The following is a 17617-nucleotide window of genomic DNA, read 5'->3' on the forward strand; positions in this document are numbered from 1 at the left end:
ATGGAACATCAGCAAAACGCGCCCGAGTCACGCTTTGCCTCACCTTGGGTACAGCTCGTTTTTGGCGTGATCTGCATGGCGATGATCGCCAATATGCAGTACGGCTGGACGCTGTTCGTCAATCCGATCGACGACAAGTACCACTGGGGCCGCACGGCGATCCAGGTGGCATTCACCATCTTCGTCGTCACCGAAACCTGGCTGGTGCCGATCGAAGGCTACCTGGTCGACAAGTACGGCCCGCGTCCCGTGGTGGTCGGTGGCGGCCTGCTGTGCGCCATTGCGTGGGCGTTGAACTCCGTGGCTTCGTCGCTGCCGATGCTGTACTTCGCTGCGGCGGTTGGCGGGGTAGGGGCGGGCGCGGTCTACGGCACCTGCGTGGGCAATGCGCTCAAGTGGTTTCCCAACCGGCGCGGGCTGGCTGCGGGGATCACCGCTGCCGGCTTTGGCGCGGGCTCGGCGCTCACCGTGGTGCCGATCGCCAACATGATCAAGAGCAGCGGCTATGAGGCCACCTTCCTGTGGTTCGGGCTGGGCCAGGGCCTGATCGTGTTCTTCCTGGGCATGGCGCTCTATCCGCCTTCGGCCAAGGTGCTGAACCAGGTCACGAGCGCGGTCAAGACCGCCGCCTACAACGCCTCGCCGCGCCAGGTCCTGTCGTCGCCGATCTTCTGGGTGATGTACGCCATGTTCGTGATGATGGCGGCTGGCGGCCTGATGGCTACCGCGCAGCTCGGCCCGATCGCCAAGGACTTCGGGCTGGATGGCGTGCCGGTTTCGCTGCTCGGCCTCACGCTGCCGGCACTGACCTTCGCCCTGACCATCGACCGCGTGCTCAATGGCCTGACCCGTCCGTTCTTCGGCTGGATCTCGGACAACATCGGCCGCGAAAACACCATGTGCCTGGCCTTTGCCATCGAAGCGGTCGGCATCCTGCTGCTGGCCAGGTACGGACAGGATCCCATCGCATTCGTGGTGCTGACCGGCGTCGTGTTCTTCGCCTGGGGTGAAATCTACAGCCTGTTCCCGGCCACCTGCGGCGATACCTTCGGTCCCAGGTTCGCTGCCACCAATGCCGGGCTGCTATACACGGCCAAGGGCACTGCGGCGCTGCTGGTGCCGTTCTCCAGCGTCATCACCGCCGCGACTGGCGACTGGCACGCGGTCTTCATGCTTGCGTCCGGCATGGCAGGGCTGTCCGCCTTTCTCGCCCTGTTCGTGCTCAAGCCGATGCGGCAGGCGCACGCCAGGAAGTACGTGCATGCCAATACCGCGCCAATGGGATACCGTGCGGTGCCGGAGGACCTCACCTGAGAAGCGTGTCGGGCCGGCTGCAGGCAGTAGCTTGCCTGCGCGTGGCGGGAATAGGAATATGATCGAAGGCAACGCCCCGCCGGCACCCTGCAGCGCGGCTGCCGGGCGGGCAAGGCAGGATAAAACCAGAGCGGCGGGCAAGCGTGTCAAGCGCTTGCCCCGCTGCCATTCGGCACCCACGAGAGACAGTCACCGAGATTGCCATGAACCAGGTCGTCATTCCCATCGCGGTCCAGGATATCGGCAAGCAGCGCAAGCGCCGCCAACCCAAGGGGCGGCAGGCCGATCCGGCCGCGCTGGCCGAGGTGAGAGCCTTGCTGGGCGATGCCTCCCGCCGGCGCGACCTGCTGATCGAACACCTGCACGCCATCAACGACCATTACGGCCAGCTCGCCATCCCGCACCTGGTGGCGCTGGCGCACGAGATGCGGCTGTCGCAGGCCGAGGTCTACGAGGTCGCCACGTTCTATCACCACTTCGACGTGGTGCGCGAGGATGCGGATGGCGTAATCCGGCAGCCGGCGGCCGTGACGGTGCGCGTGTGCGAAGGCATCGCCTGCGAGCTTGCGGGTGCCCGCGACCTGCTCGCCAGGTTGCCGGCCTTGCTGGGCAGCGAGGTCAAGGTCGTGGCGGCGCCGTGCATCGGCCGGTGCGAGCGCGCGCCCGCGGCGCTGGTCGGACAGAATCCCGTCGATTTCGCCAGCGCGCCAGCCATTGCCGGCACGGTGACCGCACGCGCCGTGCGGCATGAGCCGGAAGCCTATCTGGGCTACGACGACTATCGCGCGCAGGGCGGCTACCAGTTGCTGCGGGACTTGGCCGCGGGCGAGCGCGATTTCGAATCCGTGCTTCGCACAATGGAGGATTCCGGCCTGCGCGGGCTGGGCGGAGCGGGTTTCCCTACCGGGCGCAAATGGCGCATCGTGATGGCCGAGGCGGCGCCGCGGCTGATGGCGGTCAACCTGGACGAGGGCGAGCCGGGTACCTTCAAGGATCGTGTCTACCTGGAACGGGATCCGCATCGCTTCCTGGAAGGCATGCTGATCGCCGCCGCGGTGACGCAGGTCTCGGCGATCTACCTCTACCTGCGCGACGAGTATGCCGGTTGCCGGGCGGTGCTTGGCGAGGAGCTGCGCCGCCTGCATGCCGATCCGCCGGTGCCGGGTTTGCCTGACATCCAGCTGCGCCGCGGCGCCGGTGCGTATATCTGCGGCGAAGAGTCGGCCATGATCGAATCGATCGAAGGCAAGCGCGGCATGCCCAGGCTGCGTCCGCCTTACGTGGCGCAGGTCGGCTTGTTCGGCCGGCCCACGCTGGAGCACAACTTCGAGACGCTCTACTGGGTGCGCGAGATTCTGGAGAAGGGCGCGGGATGGTTCGCCGCCCAGGGGCGCAATGGCCGGCATGGCCTGCGTTCCTTTTCGGTGTCGGGGCGGGTGAGGCGGCCGGGCGTGCATCTGGCGCCGGCGGGCATCACCGTGAGGGAACTGATCGAGGAGTACTGCGGCGGCATGCAGGACGGCCACGCTTTCTACGGTTACCTGCCGGGCGGCGCCTCCGGCGGCATCCTGCCGGCGTCGCTGGGCGATATCCCGCTGGATTTCGATACGCTGCAGCCTTACGGCTGCTTTATCGGCTCGGCCGCTATCGTGGTGTTCTCCCGGCAGGACAGCGCCGTTGCCGTGGCGCGCAACCTGATGCATTTCTTCAAGCATGAATCCTGTGGACAGTGCACGCCATGCCGCGTGGGCACCGCCAAGGCGCTGGATGCGATCGGGCGGCCGAAGTGGGACCTGGCCACACTGGCGGACCTGTCAGCGGTGATGCGCGACGCCTCGATCTGCGGGCTGGGGCAGGCCGCGCCCAACCCGGTGGACTGCGTGATCAAGTATTTCCCCCAGGAACTGGCCTGAGCCGCGAGGACGATATGAATGCACTGACCCGCGCCGAGCGTGCGCAAGTCGAAGCCTCCTCCGGCACCACGGTGACGTTCCGCCTGAATGGCCGGGACGTTTCCGCAAGCCCCGGCGAGAGCCTGCTCAAGGTGGCGCAGCGCGAGGGCTTCGACGTGCCGCACCTGTGCTACAAGGACGGCCTGGATACCGCCGGCAACTGCCGCGCCTGCATGGTGGAGATCAAGGGCGAGCGCGTGCTGGCGCCGTCTTGCTGCCGTTACCCGGCCCAGGGCATGGACGTCGAGACCGGCTCGGAGCGCGCGGTGCGCGCGCAGCGCATGGTGCTGGAGTTGCTGCAGTCCGATATGCCCGAGGCGCACTACACGCGCGACAACGAACTGGACCAGTGGTCCGCGCGGCTGGCAGTCGGAAAGCCGCGCTTTGCGCCGCGCGCCGCGGTGCCGGCGGACTTGTCCCATCCCGCCATCGCCGTCAATCTCGATGCCTGCATCCAATGCACCCGTTGCGTGCGCGCCTGCCGCGACGAGCAGGTCAACGATGTGATCGGCCTGGCCTTTCGCGGCGACCACGCCGCGATTGTGTTCGACATGGACGATCCGATGGGCGCTTCCACCTGCGTGGCCTGCGGCGAGTGCGTGCAGGCCTGTCCGACCGGCGCGCTGATGCCCGCGCGCGACGCGGCGCTGCCGGTGCCGGAGCGCCAGGTGGAGTCGGTCTGCCCGTATTGCGGCGTGGGCTGCCAGCTCACCTACAACGTCAAGGACAACCGCATCCTGTTTGTCGAGGGACGCGACGGCCCGGCCAACCAGAAGCGCCTGTGCGTGAAGGGCCGTTACGGTTTCGATTACGCGCAGCATCCGCACCGGCTCACCGTGCCGCTGGTGCGGCGCGAGGGTGTCCCCAAGCGCGGCGATTTCGTGATGGACCCCGAACGCGTGATGGACGTATTCCGCGAAGCCAGCTGGGAAGAGGCGCTCGCGCTCGCGGGCGGCAAGCTGGCAGGCATTCGCGATACGCACGGCAAGCGCGCGCTGGCCGGCTTCGGTTCCGCCAAGGGCAGCAACGAAGAGGCGTACCTGTTCCAGAAGCTGGTGCGCACCGGCTTCGGCAGCAATAACGTGGACCATTGCACGCGGCTTTGCCATGCCTCATCGGTGGCGGCGCTGCTTGAAGGGATCGGCTCGGGCGCGGTGTCCAACCCGGTGATGGATGTGGCCCGCGCCGAGGTGGTGATCGTGATCGGCGCCAATCCCGCCGTCAATCATCCGGTGGCGGCGAGCTGGATCAAGAACGCGGTGAAGAACGGCACCAGGCTGATCGTGGCCGATCCGCGCCGCTCCGACCTGGCCCGCTTCGCCCATCGTTTCCTGCAATTCCAGCCCGATACCGATGTGGCGCTGCTCAACGCGATGATGCATGTCATCGTGGATGAAGGGCTGGTCGACAAGGCGTTCGTCGCCAGCCGCACCATCGGCTACGACGAACTGCTGCGCAATGTGGCCGCCTACAGTCCGGAGGCGATGGCGCCCATCTGCGGCATCGACGCCGGCACCATCCGTTATGTGGCGCGCATGTATGCCACTGCCAAAGCCGCGATGATCCTCTGGGGGATGGGCATCTCCCAGCACGTGCACGGCACCGACAATGCCCGTTGCCTGATCGCGCTGGCGCTGATGACGGGGCAGATCGGCCGGCCGGGCACGGGGCTGCATCCGCTGCGCGGGCAGAACAACGTGCAGGGCGCCTCCGACGCCGGCCTGATCCCGATGATGTACCCGGACTACCGGCGCGTCGACGATCCCGAGGCCATCACCCGTTTCGAGTCGCTGTGGGGCATGCCGCTGGACCACCAGCCGGGGCTGACCGTTGTCGAAGTCATGCAGGCCATCGAGCGCGGCGAAGTGCGCGGCATGTACATCATGGGCGAGAACCCGGCCATGTCCGATCCCGACGCCCAGCATGCGCGCGAGGCGCTGGCGGCGCTGGACCACCTGGTGGTGCAGGATATCTTCCTGACGGAGACGGCCTACCTGGCCGACGTGGTGCTGCCGGCATCGGCGTTTCCGGAAAAGACCGGCACCTTTACCAACACGGACCGCACCGTGCAGCTTGGGCGCCAGGCGATCGATCCGCCAGGGCAGGCGCGCCAGGACCTGTGGATCATCCAGCAGATGGCGGCCAGGCTTGGGCTGGACTGGCCGTACGCGAGCGTGGCCGATGTGTTCGATGAGATGCGCCACGCCATGCCCAGCATCGGCGGCATTACCTGGGAGCGCCTGCAGCGTGAGAACGCGGTGACCTACCCCTGCCGTGCCGAAGGCGACCCCGGCGAGCCCGTGATCTTCACCGACGCGTTTCCCACCGCGACGGGCAAGGCCCGCTTCGTGCCGGCCGACATCATTCCCGCCGCCGAGCGGCCCGACGAGGAATACCCGACGGTGCTGATCACCGGGCGGCAACTGGAGCACTGGCACACCGGGAGCATGACGCGGCGCGCCGGCGTGCTGGATGCGATCGAGCCGGAACCGGTGGCGCTGGTGCATCCGCTCGACCTCGCCGCGCTCGGCGGCCAGCCCGGCGACCTGGTGACGCTGGTTTCGCGCCGGGGGCAGGTATCGCTGTTCGCGCGGGCGGACGATGGCACCCCGCGCGGTGCCGTGTTCGTGCCGTTCTGCTACTACGAGGCCGCCATCAACAAACTCACCAATGCGGCGCTGGATCCCTTCGGCAAGATCCCGGAGTTCAAGTACTGCGCGATCCGGATGACGCTGGGCGGAGTGATGCCGCGGCAGTCCAGCTACGGAGGCGGGCAGATCCTGGCGGGGACGATTCCGGGGACGACGCAATAGGGCGACTCTTGGGGCGACACTTGGCCAGTTTCCGGATTTTCGGGAAATTGATTGTTGTATTTTCCGGCTAATCAATGCAGGCAGACGGGACTACGCTATGGTCATGGCGCAGTCCCGCGCCACCGAAACCTGCTTGAAGGAGCCCTGCAATGAAAGCTGTTGGCCTGACCCGTTACCTTCCGGTCGACGATCCGCAATCCCTGGTCGATGTCGAGATTGCAACCCCCGTGCCCGAAGGCCGTGACCTGTTGGTCAAGGTGGCGGCGATTTCGGTCAACCCCGTGGATACCAAGGTACGGGCCCCGAAAGACAAGGTGGAGCCCGCCGTGCGCATCCTGGGATGGGATGCCGCCGGCACGGTCGCCGCGGTCGGGCCGGATGTGACGCTGTTCAAGGTGGGCGATCCGGTCTTCTACGCCGGCAGCATTACCCGGCCCGGCGCCAATAGCGAGTTCCACCTCGTCGACGAGCGCATCGTCGGCCATAAGCCCGCCTCGCTCGACTTTGCTCATGCTGCGGCCTTGCCGCTGACTGCGATCACGGCCTGGGAAGCCTTGTTCGATCGCCTGGGTGTGTCGCCCCGGGGCGAGCACGCGGGGCGTTCCGTGCTCGTGATCGGCGGGGCAGGGGGCGTGGGATCCATCGGCATCCAGTTGGCCAGGACCCTGGCGGGGCTGACAGTCATCGCCACGGCGTCGCGGCCCGAGTCGGCCGCCTGGTGCCGCAGGCTCGGTGCCGACCACACCATCGACCATCGCGGCGACATGCCCGCGCAACTGCGCAGCCTGGGGTTTGCCGAAGTCGATTACATCCTTTGCTTCAACGATACCGACCGCCACTTCGGCGCCATGGCAAGCGTGATCGCCCCGCAAGGCAAGATCTGCTCGATCGTGGAGAACAACGGCGAACTGGCCGTGGGCGACCTGAAGAGCAAGAGCGCCACGTTTGTGTGGGAGTTCATGTTCACCCGCTCGATGTTCGGCACGCCGGACATGGTCGAGCAGCACCGCCTGCTTAACGAGGTAGCGCGGCTGGTCGATGCCGGCCGGCTGGAGACCACGCTGGGGGAACACCTCGGGCGTATTGATGCGGCCAACTTGCGCCGGGCCCACGCCATCCTGGAGAGCGGGCAGACGATAGGCAAGCTGGTACTGGAAGGGTTTTGATGCGAGGCTGGCGGGCGGCCCTGCAACGGAGGGGTGGCCGGCACGCCCCGGCGCGCCGGCCACCGTTTTCTGTCCAATAAGCAATTAACCGCCAGGAATTTTCCCCAACCACCAAAAGTGGGTATGTGGCATGCCACATACCCACTTAGCCGACAGGATTGCTGCGGCGAACTGGCGAGGAGGGTTAGTTTCTCGCTAGCCTGGCCGGCCCAGGTCCAGGTTCAGGTTTGGGCTTCGACCTGAGCCATGCGCGCCGGCACACCGAGGGACGATGTGCCGGCAGTGCCGCCGATGAACGCCACCGTGCGCGCGATGACAGCTGCGTCATGTAGCACGCGGCGATGCCCGAGCCCGTCCGTGGCCATCAGTTGCGCACCGGGCCAGGCGCCGGCAATTGCCGCGCCGTTTTCCCAACCCACTTCCTTGTCCTGGCGGTCGTGGATCACCAGGGTCGGTGGGACCGGCACGGCGTTGCCGAGCGCGGGGACGTTGAAGGCCGACCACGGCATGCCCAGCCAGCGCTCGCTGTTGCGCTGCATGCGCGCGAGCACACCGGGGCCAATGCCCAGCCGCCAGGCCAATGCCGCGGCGGCGTTGTGCATATCCGCCGGCGGGCCGATCATCACGGCAGCCTGCAGGTGCAGGCCTTCGCGCATGGCCAGCGCCAGTGCGGCGCTGCCGAGCGAATGCGCGATCACGGCGTGGACCGGTCCGGCATGCCATGCCGTGGCCAGCAGCGCGCGCGACATTTCCACGACGGAGCTCTGGCCAGTGCCACGCGCGCCCGCGTCGGAGCCGCCGTGCGATAGCGCGTCGAAGGCCACCACGCGCATGCCTGCGGCCAGCAGCGGCGCGACCAGGGGCTGCCATTGCGCCGCATGGCCGCCCCAGCCGTGGGCCAGCAACACCGTGGGGCCTTCGCTGCCCCAGCGATAGACACGCACACGCCGGCTCGCTCCCTGGCCGGTCACCAATGCCCAGTCAACGCGGGCACGGGCAAGCAACTCCCGGCCCGCGCCATCGGGGGCTTTGCCATGGGGTGGGCGGAACCAGGCGCGTTCCAGCGCGCGCGCGGCGCCGGCGGGGTAGAGGAGGCCGGCCAGTTGCCAGCCAAGGCGCGCCCAGCGCATCGGGTCGCTCGGTACCGGCGCGGCTTGCCGGGTTTTGGTGGATGGGTAAGTCGCTTGCGTCACAGCGGGCACCTCCAGCAAATATTTGCAATGTCCTGAGTGCGGTCTGCGGTTTCGGGTGCCATGGCATCCGGTAAGACCGACCAGTCGTGCTATTTTTATTTCAAAAAAAGACGACGTCCGGTCGTCCCGTATTTCGCACTGATTTATCTCATGCTGCGTCGCGGCGTCTCGCAGGCGTTCCCGCAAGTGCCGCGCTACCTGCGCTCCGGTTGCGCCACCTCGGCACGCCTGAGCAGGGCTTCGAAGGCGCGGCGCGCCATGATCTCGGTGTCCTCACGGCCCAGCAGCTTGAAAGACTGCTGAAACGACATGCCGATGCCAACCATCTCGAAGGCGAATTGCCGCGCGTCTTGCGCGGGGGAAAGGTCGCCTTCCTCGATGGCGTCGGTCACGGCCCGGGCGATAAGGCTGTGCCAGTCCTTCAGCGATTGCACCACCTGATCCCTGATGGTGCCTGGGCGGTCGCGGTATTCCTGGCCCAGCGCCATGAACAGGCAGCGGCCCCTGTTGACGGATCCGCCAAGCCAGAGCATGTAGCCTTCGAAGAGGGCCTGCACCCGCCGCGTGCCCCTCGGCTGACGCATGGCCGGCCGGATGACGACATCGGAGAAACGCTCGAGGGCCAACCCCAGGACGGCTTCCTGCAATGCCTCCTTGGACTTGAAGTGGGCATACAACCCGCTCTTCGACATGCTGGTGTCGGCCGCCAGCGTGGCGAGCGACAACTGCTCGAACCCGACCTGCGCGGCAGTGTCCAGGGCTTGCTCGATGATGGCTGCGCGGGTGAGTTGACCTTTTTGCATTCGGCAAGAATAGCACGACCGGTCGGTTTGTCAATATTGTGTTAGTGCGCTCTCGTCAACCTAAATCCCGGCCGTCCGTTATGTCACCACGGAGGCAGATAATTGTGCTTTATTGGACCTATTGACAGGCGTGGATAAGCCTGCATTGGGTACTCTCAAGAAATCTGCACAAAGTGTTGCGCTGATTACATACGGAACGCTTTGCGTGCTCTATACTCGAATGCACGTCCGCGCACTTTTTTTTCACTGGTGACTGGAGACCGACATGAACAGTACAGCCGTGCCTAGAGGCGCTAGCGAACCGTTCCGGCAACTGCGGGCGTTGCGCCGAGCGCGAAAGCTCAAGCAGGAAGACGTCGCCCGTAAGGCCGGGATATCCCGGGAAGCTTACCTGCGGGCCGAATCGGGTCAAGCCGACCCCCGCATGTCGACTTTCCTAGCGGCTTGCGAGGCGCTGGGCCTGGAAGTGGTGCTGGCTCCCCAGCATCTTGCAGCAGACGTCAACGCATTTATTGCCAGCCGCAATGGCGGCGTCACGGCCGCTTCCATGGCCGGACAGGCGCCTGCCGCGACACCCACCGCCGCCACCAGCCCTGCACCGGCCACCCCGGTCAGCACGGGCTTCGCGTCGGGCCCGGGCGAAGGTCACAAGCCAGCCTGAGTGTTCGTGCTGGTCCCGCTTTCGGGACGGGCCGGCGCACGCTTGCCATACCTTCAGCGGGCACATCCCCCTGTGCCCGCTGAAGGAGTTTTGCCCGCCTGCCTGGCATGGCCTGGTGCCAGCCTGGCTGGCTGACGCTTGCCTTCTTTTGACGGCTTCGGCCCCTGCGCCGTGGCTGGCCTGCCTGCTATTGCCCGCCGCCCTTCCGGCGTTCTCCCCGCGTTCTCCCTATGTTCTCCATTTACGCCTGAGCATCTCCGCGCATCGCCTCGTCATGTGCTGTCTCGTGCCGCGCCGTGCTCCCGTCGCCCTATTTCCCGCCTAACCTAGAAGCCTGAGCCATCCGGGTTTCGCGGCCGCCAGCCGGTCTGCGAGCAGGATGCGGGTTTGACACGTCCGCAGGCTGAGATTACGATATGGTAAATGAATTACGGATTGTGTAATTTTAGGTGATGTTACCAGCCCGCCAGAATGCTGGAAGCGCACCGGCGGTGTAATTCACCAGGCGCCACTGTCCCCTGTGGTGCTGCCTGCCGGCTGGCGGCAAGGCGGCACCACGTCCCGTCCAGCGCCGGTTCCACTAGAAAGAACGAGACAGGAGCAGCCATGAGCAAGGCCTTTGCATCGCAGGCGGATCTGCAGGAAAAGCAGATCACCTTCACCAAGCTGTCGGAGAACGCTTACGCGTATACCGCGGAAGGCGACCCGAATTCCGGCGTGATCATCGGCGACGACAGCGTGCTGATCGTGGACACGACCGCTACGCCGGCAATGGCGCAGGACCTGATTGCCCGCATCCGCGCCGTTACCGACAAGCCCATCAAGCATGTGGTGCTGTCGCACTATCACGCTGTGCGGGTGCTGGGCGCTTCGGCTTACTTCAGGGAAGGTGCGCAAAACGTGATCGCCAGCCGCGGCACCTACGAGATGATCGTGGAGCGCGGCGAAGCCGACATGAAGTCCGAGATCGAGCGTTTCCCGCGGCTGTTTGCGGGTGTCGAGACCGTGCCTGGACTGACCTGGCCCAACGTGGTGTTCGAGCGCGAACTGACGTTGTACCTGGGCACGCTCGAAGTCAAGGTCATGCACCTCGGAGCCGGTCACACCAAGGGCGATACCGTGGTGTGGATTCCGTCGCAGAAGATCCTGTTTTCCGGCGACCTCGTCGAGTACGACGCGGCCTGCTATTGCGGCGACGCGCAGCTCGAGGAATGGCCGGCTACGCTGGAAGCGCTGCGCGCACTGGATCCGGTGGCGCTGATCCCCGGCCGTGGCCCGGCGCTCACCGATCCCGAACTGGTGGGGCGCGGCCTGGACTACACGCGCGACTTCGTCAGCACGCTGTTGCAGCGAGGCAAGGAAGCCGTGGCGCAGAAGCTCGACCTGAAGGGCGCCATGGCGCATACCCGCGCTGCCATGGACGACAAGTTCGGGCAGGTCTTTATCTACGAGCACTGCCTGCCCTTTGACGTGGCGCGTGCCTACGACGAGGCCAGCGGCATCAAGCATCCGCGTATCTGGACCGCGCAGCGTGACAAGGATATGTGGGCGGCGCTGCAGGAGTAGCGCGCGGCCGCGGATGGCATGCCGGCAGCGCGGCCCACCCGCAGCGTTGCCTGGAGAACCGCGCCAGCGGTCATGGCTGGAGGATGGAGACAAGATGGAAACCAATTACCAGGCCTGTACCTTCGCGTACCAGCCTTGCGCAGAGCAGAGTGCGCCGCGGCCAGGCGCCGGCGGCCATCCGGTCCATCCCGTCGTGGTGATCGGGGCCGGCCCGGTCGGGTTGGCCACGGCAATCGACCTGGCCCAGCAGGGTGTGCCTGTCGTGCTGCTGGACGACGACTGCACGCTCTCCACCGGCTCGCGCGCAATCTGCTTCGCCAAGCGCACGCTGGAAATCTTCGACCGCCTCGGTTGCGGCCAGCGCATGGTGGACAAGGGCGTGAGCTGGAACGTCGGCAAGATCTTCTTCGACCAGGAGCTGGTGTACAGCTTCGACCTGCTGCCCGAGTGCGGGCATGGCCGGCCGGCCTTTATCAACCTGCAGCAATACTATGTGGAAGGTTATCTGGTGGAGCGCGCGGCCGAACTGGCCAACCTGGCGATCCGCTGGAAGCATCGCGTGGCGGGGCTCACGCAAGATGGCGACGTGGTGACGCTGGATGTGGAAACGCCCGATGGCAACTATGCCCTGCAGGCCCGCTACGTGGTGGTGGCCGACGGTGCACGCAGCCCGGTCCGCCATGCGATGGGCCTGGAAAGCAAGGGGCGCGTCTTCCATGACCGCTTCCTGATTGCCGATGTGAAGATGGCGGCGCCCTTCCCGAGCGAGCGCTGGTTCTGGTTCGATCCGCCGTTCAACCGCAACCAGTCGGTGCTGGTGCATCGACAGCCGGACAATGTCTGGCGCATCGATTTCCAGCTTGGCTGGGACGCCGATCCCGAGCTGGAAAAGCAGCCCGAACGGGTGATCCCCCGCATCCAGGCGTTGCTGGGCGATGGTGTCGAATTTGCACTGGAGTGGGTCAGTGTCTATACCTTCTCCTGCCAGCGCATGGATCGCTTCCGCCATGGCCGCGTGCTGTTCGCTGGCGATGCCGCGCACCGCGTTTCCCCTTTCGGGGCGCGTGGCGCCAACAGCGGCGTGCAGGACGCGGAGAACCTCGCCTGGAAGCTTGGGCTGGTGCTGGCGGGCAGCGCGCCGGATGCCTTGCTGGATAGCTACGCCAGCGAGCGCGAACACGCCGCCGACGAGAATATCCGCCACTCAACCCGCTCTACCGATTTCATCACGCCCAAGACACCCGTAAGCCGCGTCTTCCGCGACGCCGTGCTGACGCTGGCGCGGCAGCACGGTTTTGCCCGCCAGCTCGTCAACAGCGGGCGGCTGTCGGTGCCGGCGGTGTTGCACGCGTCCCCGCTCAACACGCCGGATGCGGCCGACGAGCAGGGCGAGGCGAAGTTCGCGGGGCTGATGGTGCCAGGCACGTCGTGCGCCGATGCGCCAGTGAAGGTGGACGGCCAGGCCGCGTGGCTTTTGCCCCAGCTGGGCAGCCGGTTCACTGCCATGGTCTTCGCGGACGCGGGCGCTTTGCCGGCACCGGCGCTGACCGCCTTGCAGGCGCTGTCCTGCGGACAGGTCCGGCTGGCAGTGCTGTGCGTGGTCCCGGCAGGTGGCGGCGAGACGCCCGGCGCACCCACCGGCGTGCGCTTGTTCGAGGATAGCGAAGGCCTGCTGGCGCGCCGCTACGACGGGCGGCCGGGCACGGTCTACCTGCTGCGGCCTGACCAGCACGTATGCGCGCGCTGGCGGGCATTCGATGCCGGCCAGGTGCAAGCCGCGTTGCGGCGGGCGCTCGGCTGGCAGGAAGACGGCGCCGCCGGTGACGAACGTATTGCTGCGGCCACAGCCGAGGCCTGAGACGTTAGGGAGACATGCTGATGCCGCTGAACACTCAACCCAACCTGACCCGCCCGGACGACTTCTACGAGGCGCTGATCGACATGCATCGCGACCTGTCCGACGCCCAGAGCCAGTCCGCCAACGCGCAGCTCATCCTGCTGCTGGCCAACCACATCGGCGACCTTGCCATCCTGCAGGAAGCCATGGAGTTCGCCCGTGCGGGCGTGCTCGCACGGGCTGTCGTCCAGCCCGCCACCGACCCGGCGGCCGCAGCCTGACGCCGCGCCCAGCCGCATTTCAAGAAACCGAGATTCATCGTAAATCGTAAGCGCAAGAGGAAGACACAAGACATGACGCAGACGCAACTGAATGTTCCGGGCAAAGCGCCGGACCACGGTACGCCCGGCTACCAGTCGGGTTTTGCCAACGAGTTTGCCACCGAGGCTCTGCCCGGCGCATTGCCGGTGGCGCAGAACTCACCCCAGCGCGCGCCCTATGGCCTCTATGCCGAACAGATCTCCGGCACCGCCTTTACGGCGCCGCGCGCGCACAACCGGCGCAGCTGGTGCTATCGCATCCGCCCGGCGGCCATGCACGAGCCGTTCACGCTGGTCGAGCAGTCGCGCATCGTCAGCCGCTTCGATGCCGTGCAGCCTTCGCCCAACCAGATGCGCTGGAGCCCGCCGGCCATGCCCACCGAGCCGACGGACTTTGTCGACGGCATCGTCACCATGGCCGGCAACGGCAGCCCGGAGGCCATGTCGGGTTGCGGCATCCACCTGTACCTGGCCAACCGGTCGATGACGGATCGCTTCTTCTATAACGCCGATGGTGAAATGCTGATCGTGCCGCAGCAGGGCAGGCTGCGCGTGGCCACCGAGATGGGCGTGCTGGACGTGGAGCCGCAGGAGATCGTGGTGGTGCCGCGCGGCGTGCGTTTCCGCGTGGAGTTACCGGACGGCGAAGCGCGCGGCTATATCTGCGAGAACTACGGTGCCTTGTTCCGCCTGCCGGACCTGGGCGTGATTGGTTCCAACGGCCTGGCCAACCCGCGCGATTTCCTGACGCCGCACGCCTGGTATGAGGATCGCGAAGGCGATTTCGAGCTGGTGGCGAAATTCCAGGGCAACCTGTGGCGCGCATCGATCGGGCACTCGCCGCTGGACGTGGTGGCCTGGCACGGCAACTACGCGCCGTACAAGTACGACCTGCGCCACTTCAACACGATCGGCTCGATCAGCTTCGACCACCCGGATCCGTCGATCTTCCTGGTGCTGCAAAGCCCCTCCGACACGCCGGGCGTGGATACCATCGATTTCGTCATCTTCGGCCCGCGCTGGCTGGCGGCGCAGAACACTTTCCGCCCGCCCTGGTTCCACCGCAATATCGCCAGCGAATTCATGGGCCTGGTCGAGGGCGTCTACGACGCCAAGGCCGATGGCTTCGCGCCCGGCGGCGCCAGCCTGCACAACTGCATGACCGGTCACGGCCCGGATGCCGAGACCTTCGCCAAGGCCACCACCGGGGATACTTCGCAGCCGCACCACATCAGCGATACCATGGCCTTCATGTTCGAGACGCCGGCCGTGATCCGGCCGACGCCGTATGCGGCGAAGTCGGCCCAGTTGCAGGCCGACTACTACACGTGCTGGCAGGGATTGAAGAAGCATTTCAACCCCGGCCAGCGCTGATTCCGACCAACGATTTCGTCTTCCGGGTGCGCGCGCGGCCGAAGCCGCCGGCACCTTTTGTCATTCCCTTCCGGAGCCCCCGATGACTACCGTCCAGCAGAGTTGGATCGATTCCGCCAACGATGGCATTACGCATTTCCCGCTGCAGAACCTTCCCTACGGCATCTTTTCCCCGAGCGGGCAGGGCCCGCGCGTGGGTGTCGCCATCGGCGACCTGATTCTCGACCTGTCCGTGCTGGATGCGGAAGGCCTGTTGCCAGCCGCGGTGAAGGGCGTGTTCGGCGGCGCCACGCTTAACGCCTTCATCGCGCTCGGCAAGCCGGCCTGGACCGAAACCCGACAACGCCTGACGGCCTTGCTGTCGGCGGACGACACCATCCTGCGTCCCAAATCCGCCTTGCATGAGCAAGCCCTGGTGCCGATGGCCTGGGCCACCTTGCACTTGCCCGTGGACATCCCCGGCTATACGGATTTCTACTCCTCGCGCGAGCACGCCACCAACGTTGGCCGCATGTTCCGCGATCCGGACAATGCGCTTCTGCCCAACTGGCTGGAGATTCCCATCGGCTACAACGGCCGCGCCAGTTCGGTGGTGGTGAGCGGCACTGCGCTGCACCGTCCCAAGGGGCAGATCAAGCCGCCCAACGCACCGCGCCCGATCTTCACGGCCTGCCAGAAGCTCGATTACGAACTGGAAATGGCCTTTATCGTCGGCAAACCGTCGACGCTTGGCGAGCCGGTTACCACCGCCGCTGCGGCCGGGCATATCTTCGGCATGGTGATCCTCAACGACTGGAGCGCGCGCGATATCCAGCAGTGGGAATATGTGCCGCTGGGCCCGTTCAACAGCAAAGGCTTCGGCACCTCGATCTCGCCGTGGGTGGTGACGATGGACGCGCTCGAGCCGTTCCGCCGCGACAATCCGGTGCAGTCGCCCGAGCCGCTGGAATACCTGCAGCAGCCGGAGCGCAATGCCTACGACATCGCACTGGAAGTCTCCCTGCGCCCGGAAGGCGCCGAGCATGCCACCACCGTCTGCCGCACCAACTTCAAGGCCATGTACTGGACCATGGTGCAGCAACTGGCCCACCACACGGTGTCGGGCTGCAATGTTCGCGTGGGAGACCTGATGGGCTCCGGCACCATCAGCGGCACCACGCCGGATTCCTATGGCAGCCTGCTGGAGCTGACCCGCAACGGTGCCGAGCCGGTAGCGCTGGCCGACGGCGGCAAGCGTGGCTTCCTGGAAGACGGCGACGAAGTGGTCATGGCCGGCTGGTGCCAGGGCGACGGCTATCGGGTCGGGTTTGGCGAAGTGGCCGGCAAGATCCTGCCGGCGCGCTAAGCGGCCGGGCTCAGCGGGACATCCAGGATGACCGCGGCGCGGCCGGCCAGCAGCAACTGGCCGGCCGCGCTGACTTCAAAGGCATAGAGGATGTTGTTCTCGCTGCCGCTGATGCGGTGGGCCTCCACCAGCAGCGGCGCGGCGATATCGTCAAGACGCGCCACGCGCAGGTCCAGCTTGCGCACGCTGGCGAGGTAGCCCACGCGCGGGCGCTGCGCCGGCTGTTGCAAGGCGGCGCCGTGCGCGGCCATGGCCTGCGCGGCGTATTCGATGCCGCAGACGGCCGCCAGGCGTCCGTGGGCGCGCAGCGGATTCTCGGGATGGGTATGGCTGCTGGCTTCGCAGCGGATGAACTCCGGGCTCCAGTCGAGCACGGCGTCCAGCAGGCACATGTTGCCCTGATGCGGTATATGCGCCGCGATCCACGCGCGCCCCAGCGGTGCCGCGTCGGGATGCATGGCGTTATGCCGCCGCGGCCGGGGTAACGGCCACCCGCAGGCGCAGATCATCCAGATAGTCGATCACCACCTCGCGCGGGCCGCCCAGCGCCAGCGCCTGCAGCAGGGGCAGGGCCCGCGCCGCGGGCACGCCCTGGCGCAACCGCTCCAGCGCGGGGTCCGCCATCCGGCTGGCCGGGGCTTCGGCCAGCGTGACGTCGAGGCGCGCGAGGGAACGCGGGGTCGGCTCGGGCAGCAGCACCAGCGCCAGGCCGAACGCGTCCGGGATCGGCCGGTGGCTGCGCAGCGGCTCCGGGTAGTCCGTGTCGTAGGCGATCAGCATGCACGCTTCGCGGTCCACCGCCACCTGGCACAGGGCGTCCAGCAGGCCGGCGCCGAAACTGCCGTCGCGGGCGCACAGCACATTGGACGCTGCCATGGCACCGGAGGCGATGCCCCAGTAGCCCGCCGCCGCGTTATGCACTGAGTTGTGGAAGCGCGTCGGCGAGATCAGCGGATCGTCGCTGGCCAGTGCCTCGCAGATCATGTGATAGTTGTGGCCGTCGCCGCTGGATGCGGTGAATATGGTTGGCAGGGCCGCCGCATCCATGCCGCTCGCCGCTGCGGCTTGCTGGCCAAGCCCCAGCGCCAGCTTGACACTGGGGCCGGTGCGGCGCCGTTCGGCCGGTGGCAGGCCGGCCGGTGGTGGCAGTCCGGTCGGTTCGCTGGCATAGGGCAGCGTGCCGGCAAGTACGGCGGCACCTTGCGGCCAGTCCTTGAAACCGGGTCCGAGCAGGCCGATGCCTTCGATGAATGCGCTCACTTGCATGGCTAGG

Annotated in this window: 14 protein-coding genes; 10 read left to right on the forward strand and 4 right to left on the reverse strand. The window is 66.6% G+C overall.

What is annotated here, in order from left to right:
* From oxlT to CF70_RS07770, 4 genes are all read left to right on the forward strand, one after another.
* Positions 1 to 1314: an oxalate/formate MFS antiporter gene (oxlT, locus tag CF70_RS07755; RefSeq protein ID WP_035862740.1), complete on the forward strand. Its 1314-nt coding sequence runs from the start codon at positions 1 to 3 to the stop codon at positions 1312 to 1314.
* A 203-nt stretch (positions 1315 to 1517) separates the two neighbouring features.
* A complete protein-coding gene (locus CF70_RS07760) occupies positions 1518 to 3227 on the forward strand; it encodes an NADH-ubiquinone oxidoreductase-F iron-sulfur binding region domain-containing protein (RefSeq protein ID WP_035862743.1) in 1710 nt (569 codons plus the stop codon).
* Positions 3228 to 3241: 14 nt separating this feature from the next.
* Positions 3242 to 6079, forward strand: a complete 2838-nt coding sequence (fdhF, locus tag CF70_RS07765; protein WP_035862746.1) for a formate dehydrogenase subunit alpha — start codon at positions 3242 to 3244, stop codon at positions 6077 to 6079.
* Between the two features lie 149 nt (positions 6080 to 6228).
* Entirely contained in the window at positions 6229 to 7245 is a 1017-nt protein-coding gene (locus CF70_RS07770) for a zinc-binding alcohol dehydrogenase family protein (protein WP_035862747.1), read from the forward strand.
* A 221-nt stretch (positions 7246 to 7466) separates the two neighbouring features.
* Here the strand turns inward: CF70_RS07770 and CF70_RS07775 are convergent, their stop codons facing one another.
* Together CF70_RS07775 and CF70_RS07780 are read right to left on the reverse strand one after the other, a co-directional pair.
* Entirely contained in the window at positions 7467 to 8375 is a 909-nt protein-coding gene (locus CF70_RS07775) for an alpha/beta fold hydrolase (protein ID WP_051648131.1), read from the reverse strand.
* Between the two features lie 257 nt (positions 8376 to 8632).
* The gene (locus CF70_RS07780; protein WP_035862750.1) at positions 8633 to 9241 is read right to left on the reverse strand and encodes a TetR/AcrR family transcriptional regulator; all 609 of its coding nucleotides are present in this window, start codon (positions 9239 to 9241) and stop codon (positions 8633 to 8635) included.
* A 265-nt stretch (positions 9242 to 9506) separates the two neighbouring features.
* Between CF70_RS07780 and CF70_RS38555 the strand changes: the two genes are divergently transcribed.
* The 6 genes from CF70_RS38555 to fahA all read left to right on the forward strand — a co-directional run bounded on the left by CF70_RS38555 (position 9507) and on the right by fahA (position 16344).
* A complete protein-coding gene (locus CF70_RS38555) occupies positions 9507 to 9902 on the forward strand; it encodes a helix-turn-helix domain-containing protein (RefSeq protein ID WP_081862071.1) in 396 nt (131 codons plus the stop codon).
* Positions 9903 to 10508: 606 nt separating this feature from the next.
* Entirely contained in the window at positions 10509 to 11468 is a 960-nt protein-coding gene (locus tag CF70_RS07795; protein ID WP_035862753.1) for an MBL fold metallo-hydrolase, read from the forward strand.
* Between the two features lie 94 nt (positions 11469 to 11562).
* A complete protein-coding gene (locus CF70_RS07800) occupies positions 11563 to 13326 on the forward strand; it encodes an FAD-dependent oxidoreductase (RefSeq protein WP_051648132.1) in 1764 nt (587 codons plus the stop codon).
* Positions 13327 to 13346: 20 nt separating this feature from the next.
* Positions 13347 to 13586: a DUF2783 domain-containing protein gene (locus CF70_RS07805; protein WP_035862909.1), complete on the forward strand. Its 240-nt coding sequence runs from the start codon at positions 13347 to 13349 to the stop codon at positions 13584 to 13586.
* A 72-nt stretch (positions 13587 to 13658) separates the two neighbouring features.
* Positions 13659 to 14999, forward strand: coding sequence for a homogentisate 1,2-dioxygenase (gene hmgA, locus CF70_RS07810; protein ID WP_035862755.1), 1341 nt, complete (start codon positions 13659 to 13661; stop codon positions 14997 to 14999).
* Between the two features lie 82 nt (positions 15000 to 15081).
* Positions 15082 to 16344: a fumarylacetoacetase gene (gene fahA / locus CF70_RS07815; protein WP_035862757.1), complete on the forward strand. Its 1263-nt coding sequence runs from the start codon at positions 15082 to 15084 to the stop codon at positions 16342 to 16344.
* On the opposite strand, the gene CF70_RS07820 is transcribed toward fahA, so the two are convergent.
* Positions 16341 to 16802 (reverse strand): hypothetical protein, encoded by a 462-nt coding sequence (locus CF70_RS07820; RefSeq protein ID WP_035862759.1) that lies wholly within the window; start codon positions 16800 to 16802, stop codon positions 16341 to 16343. The two genes, fahA and CF70_RS07820, sit on opposite strands and share 4 nt — an antisense overlap.
* Positions 16803 to 16806: 4 nt before the next feature.
* Positions 16807 to 17610, reverse strand: a complete 804-nt coding sequence (locus CF70_RS07825; protein ID WP_035862761.1) for a beta-ketoacyl synthase chain length factor — start codon at positions 17608 to 17610, stop codon at positions 16807 to 16809.
* Positions 17611 to 17617: the final 7 nt, after the last annotated feature.

The organism is Cupriavidus sp. SK-3 (assembly GCF_000611145.1).
Lineage (GTDB): Bacteria > Pseudomonadota > Gammaproteobacteria > Burkholderiales > Burkholderiaceae > Cupriavidus.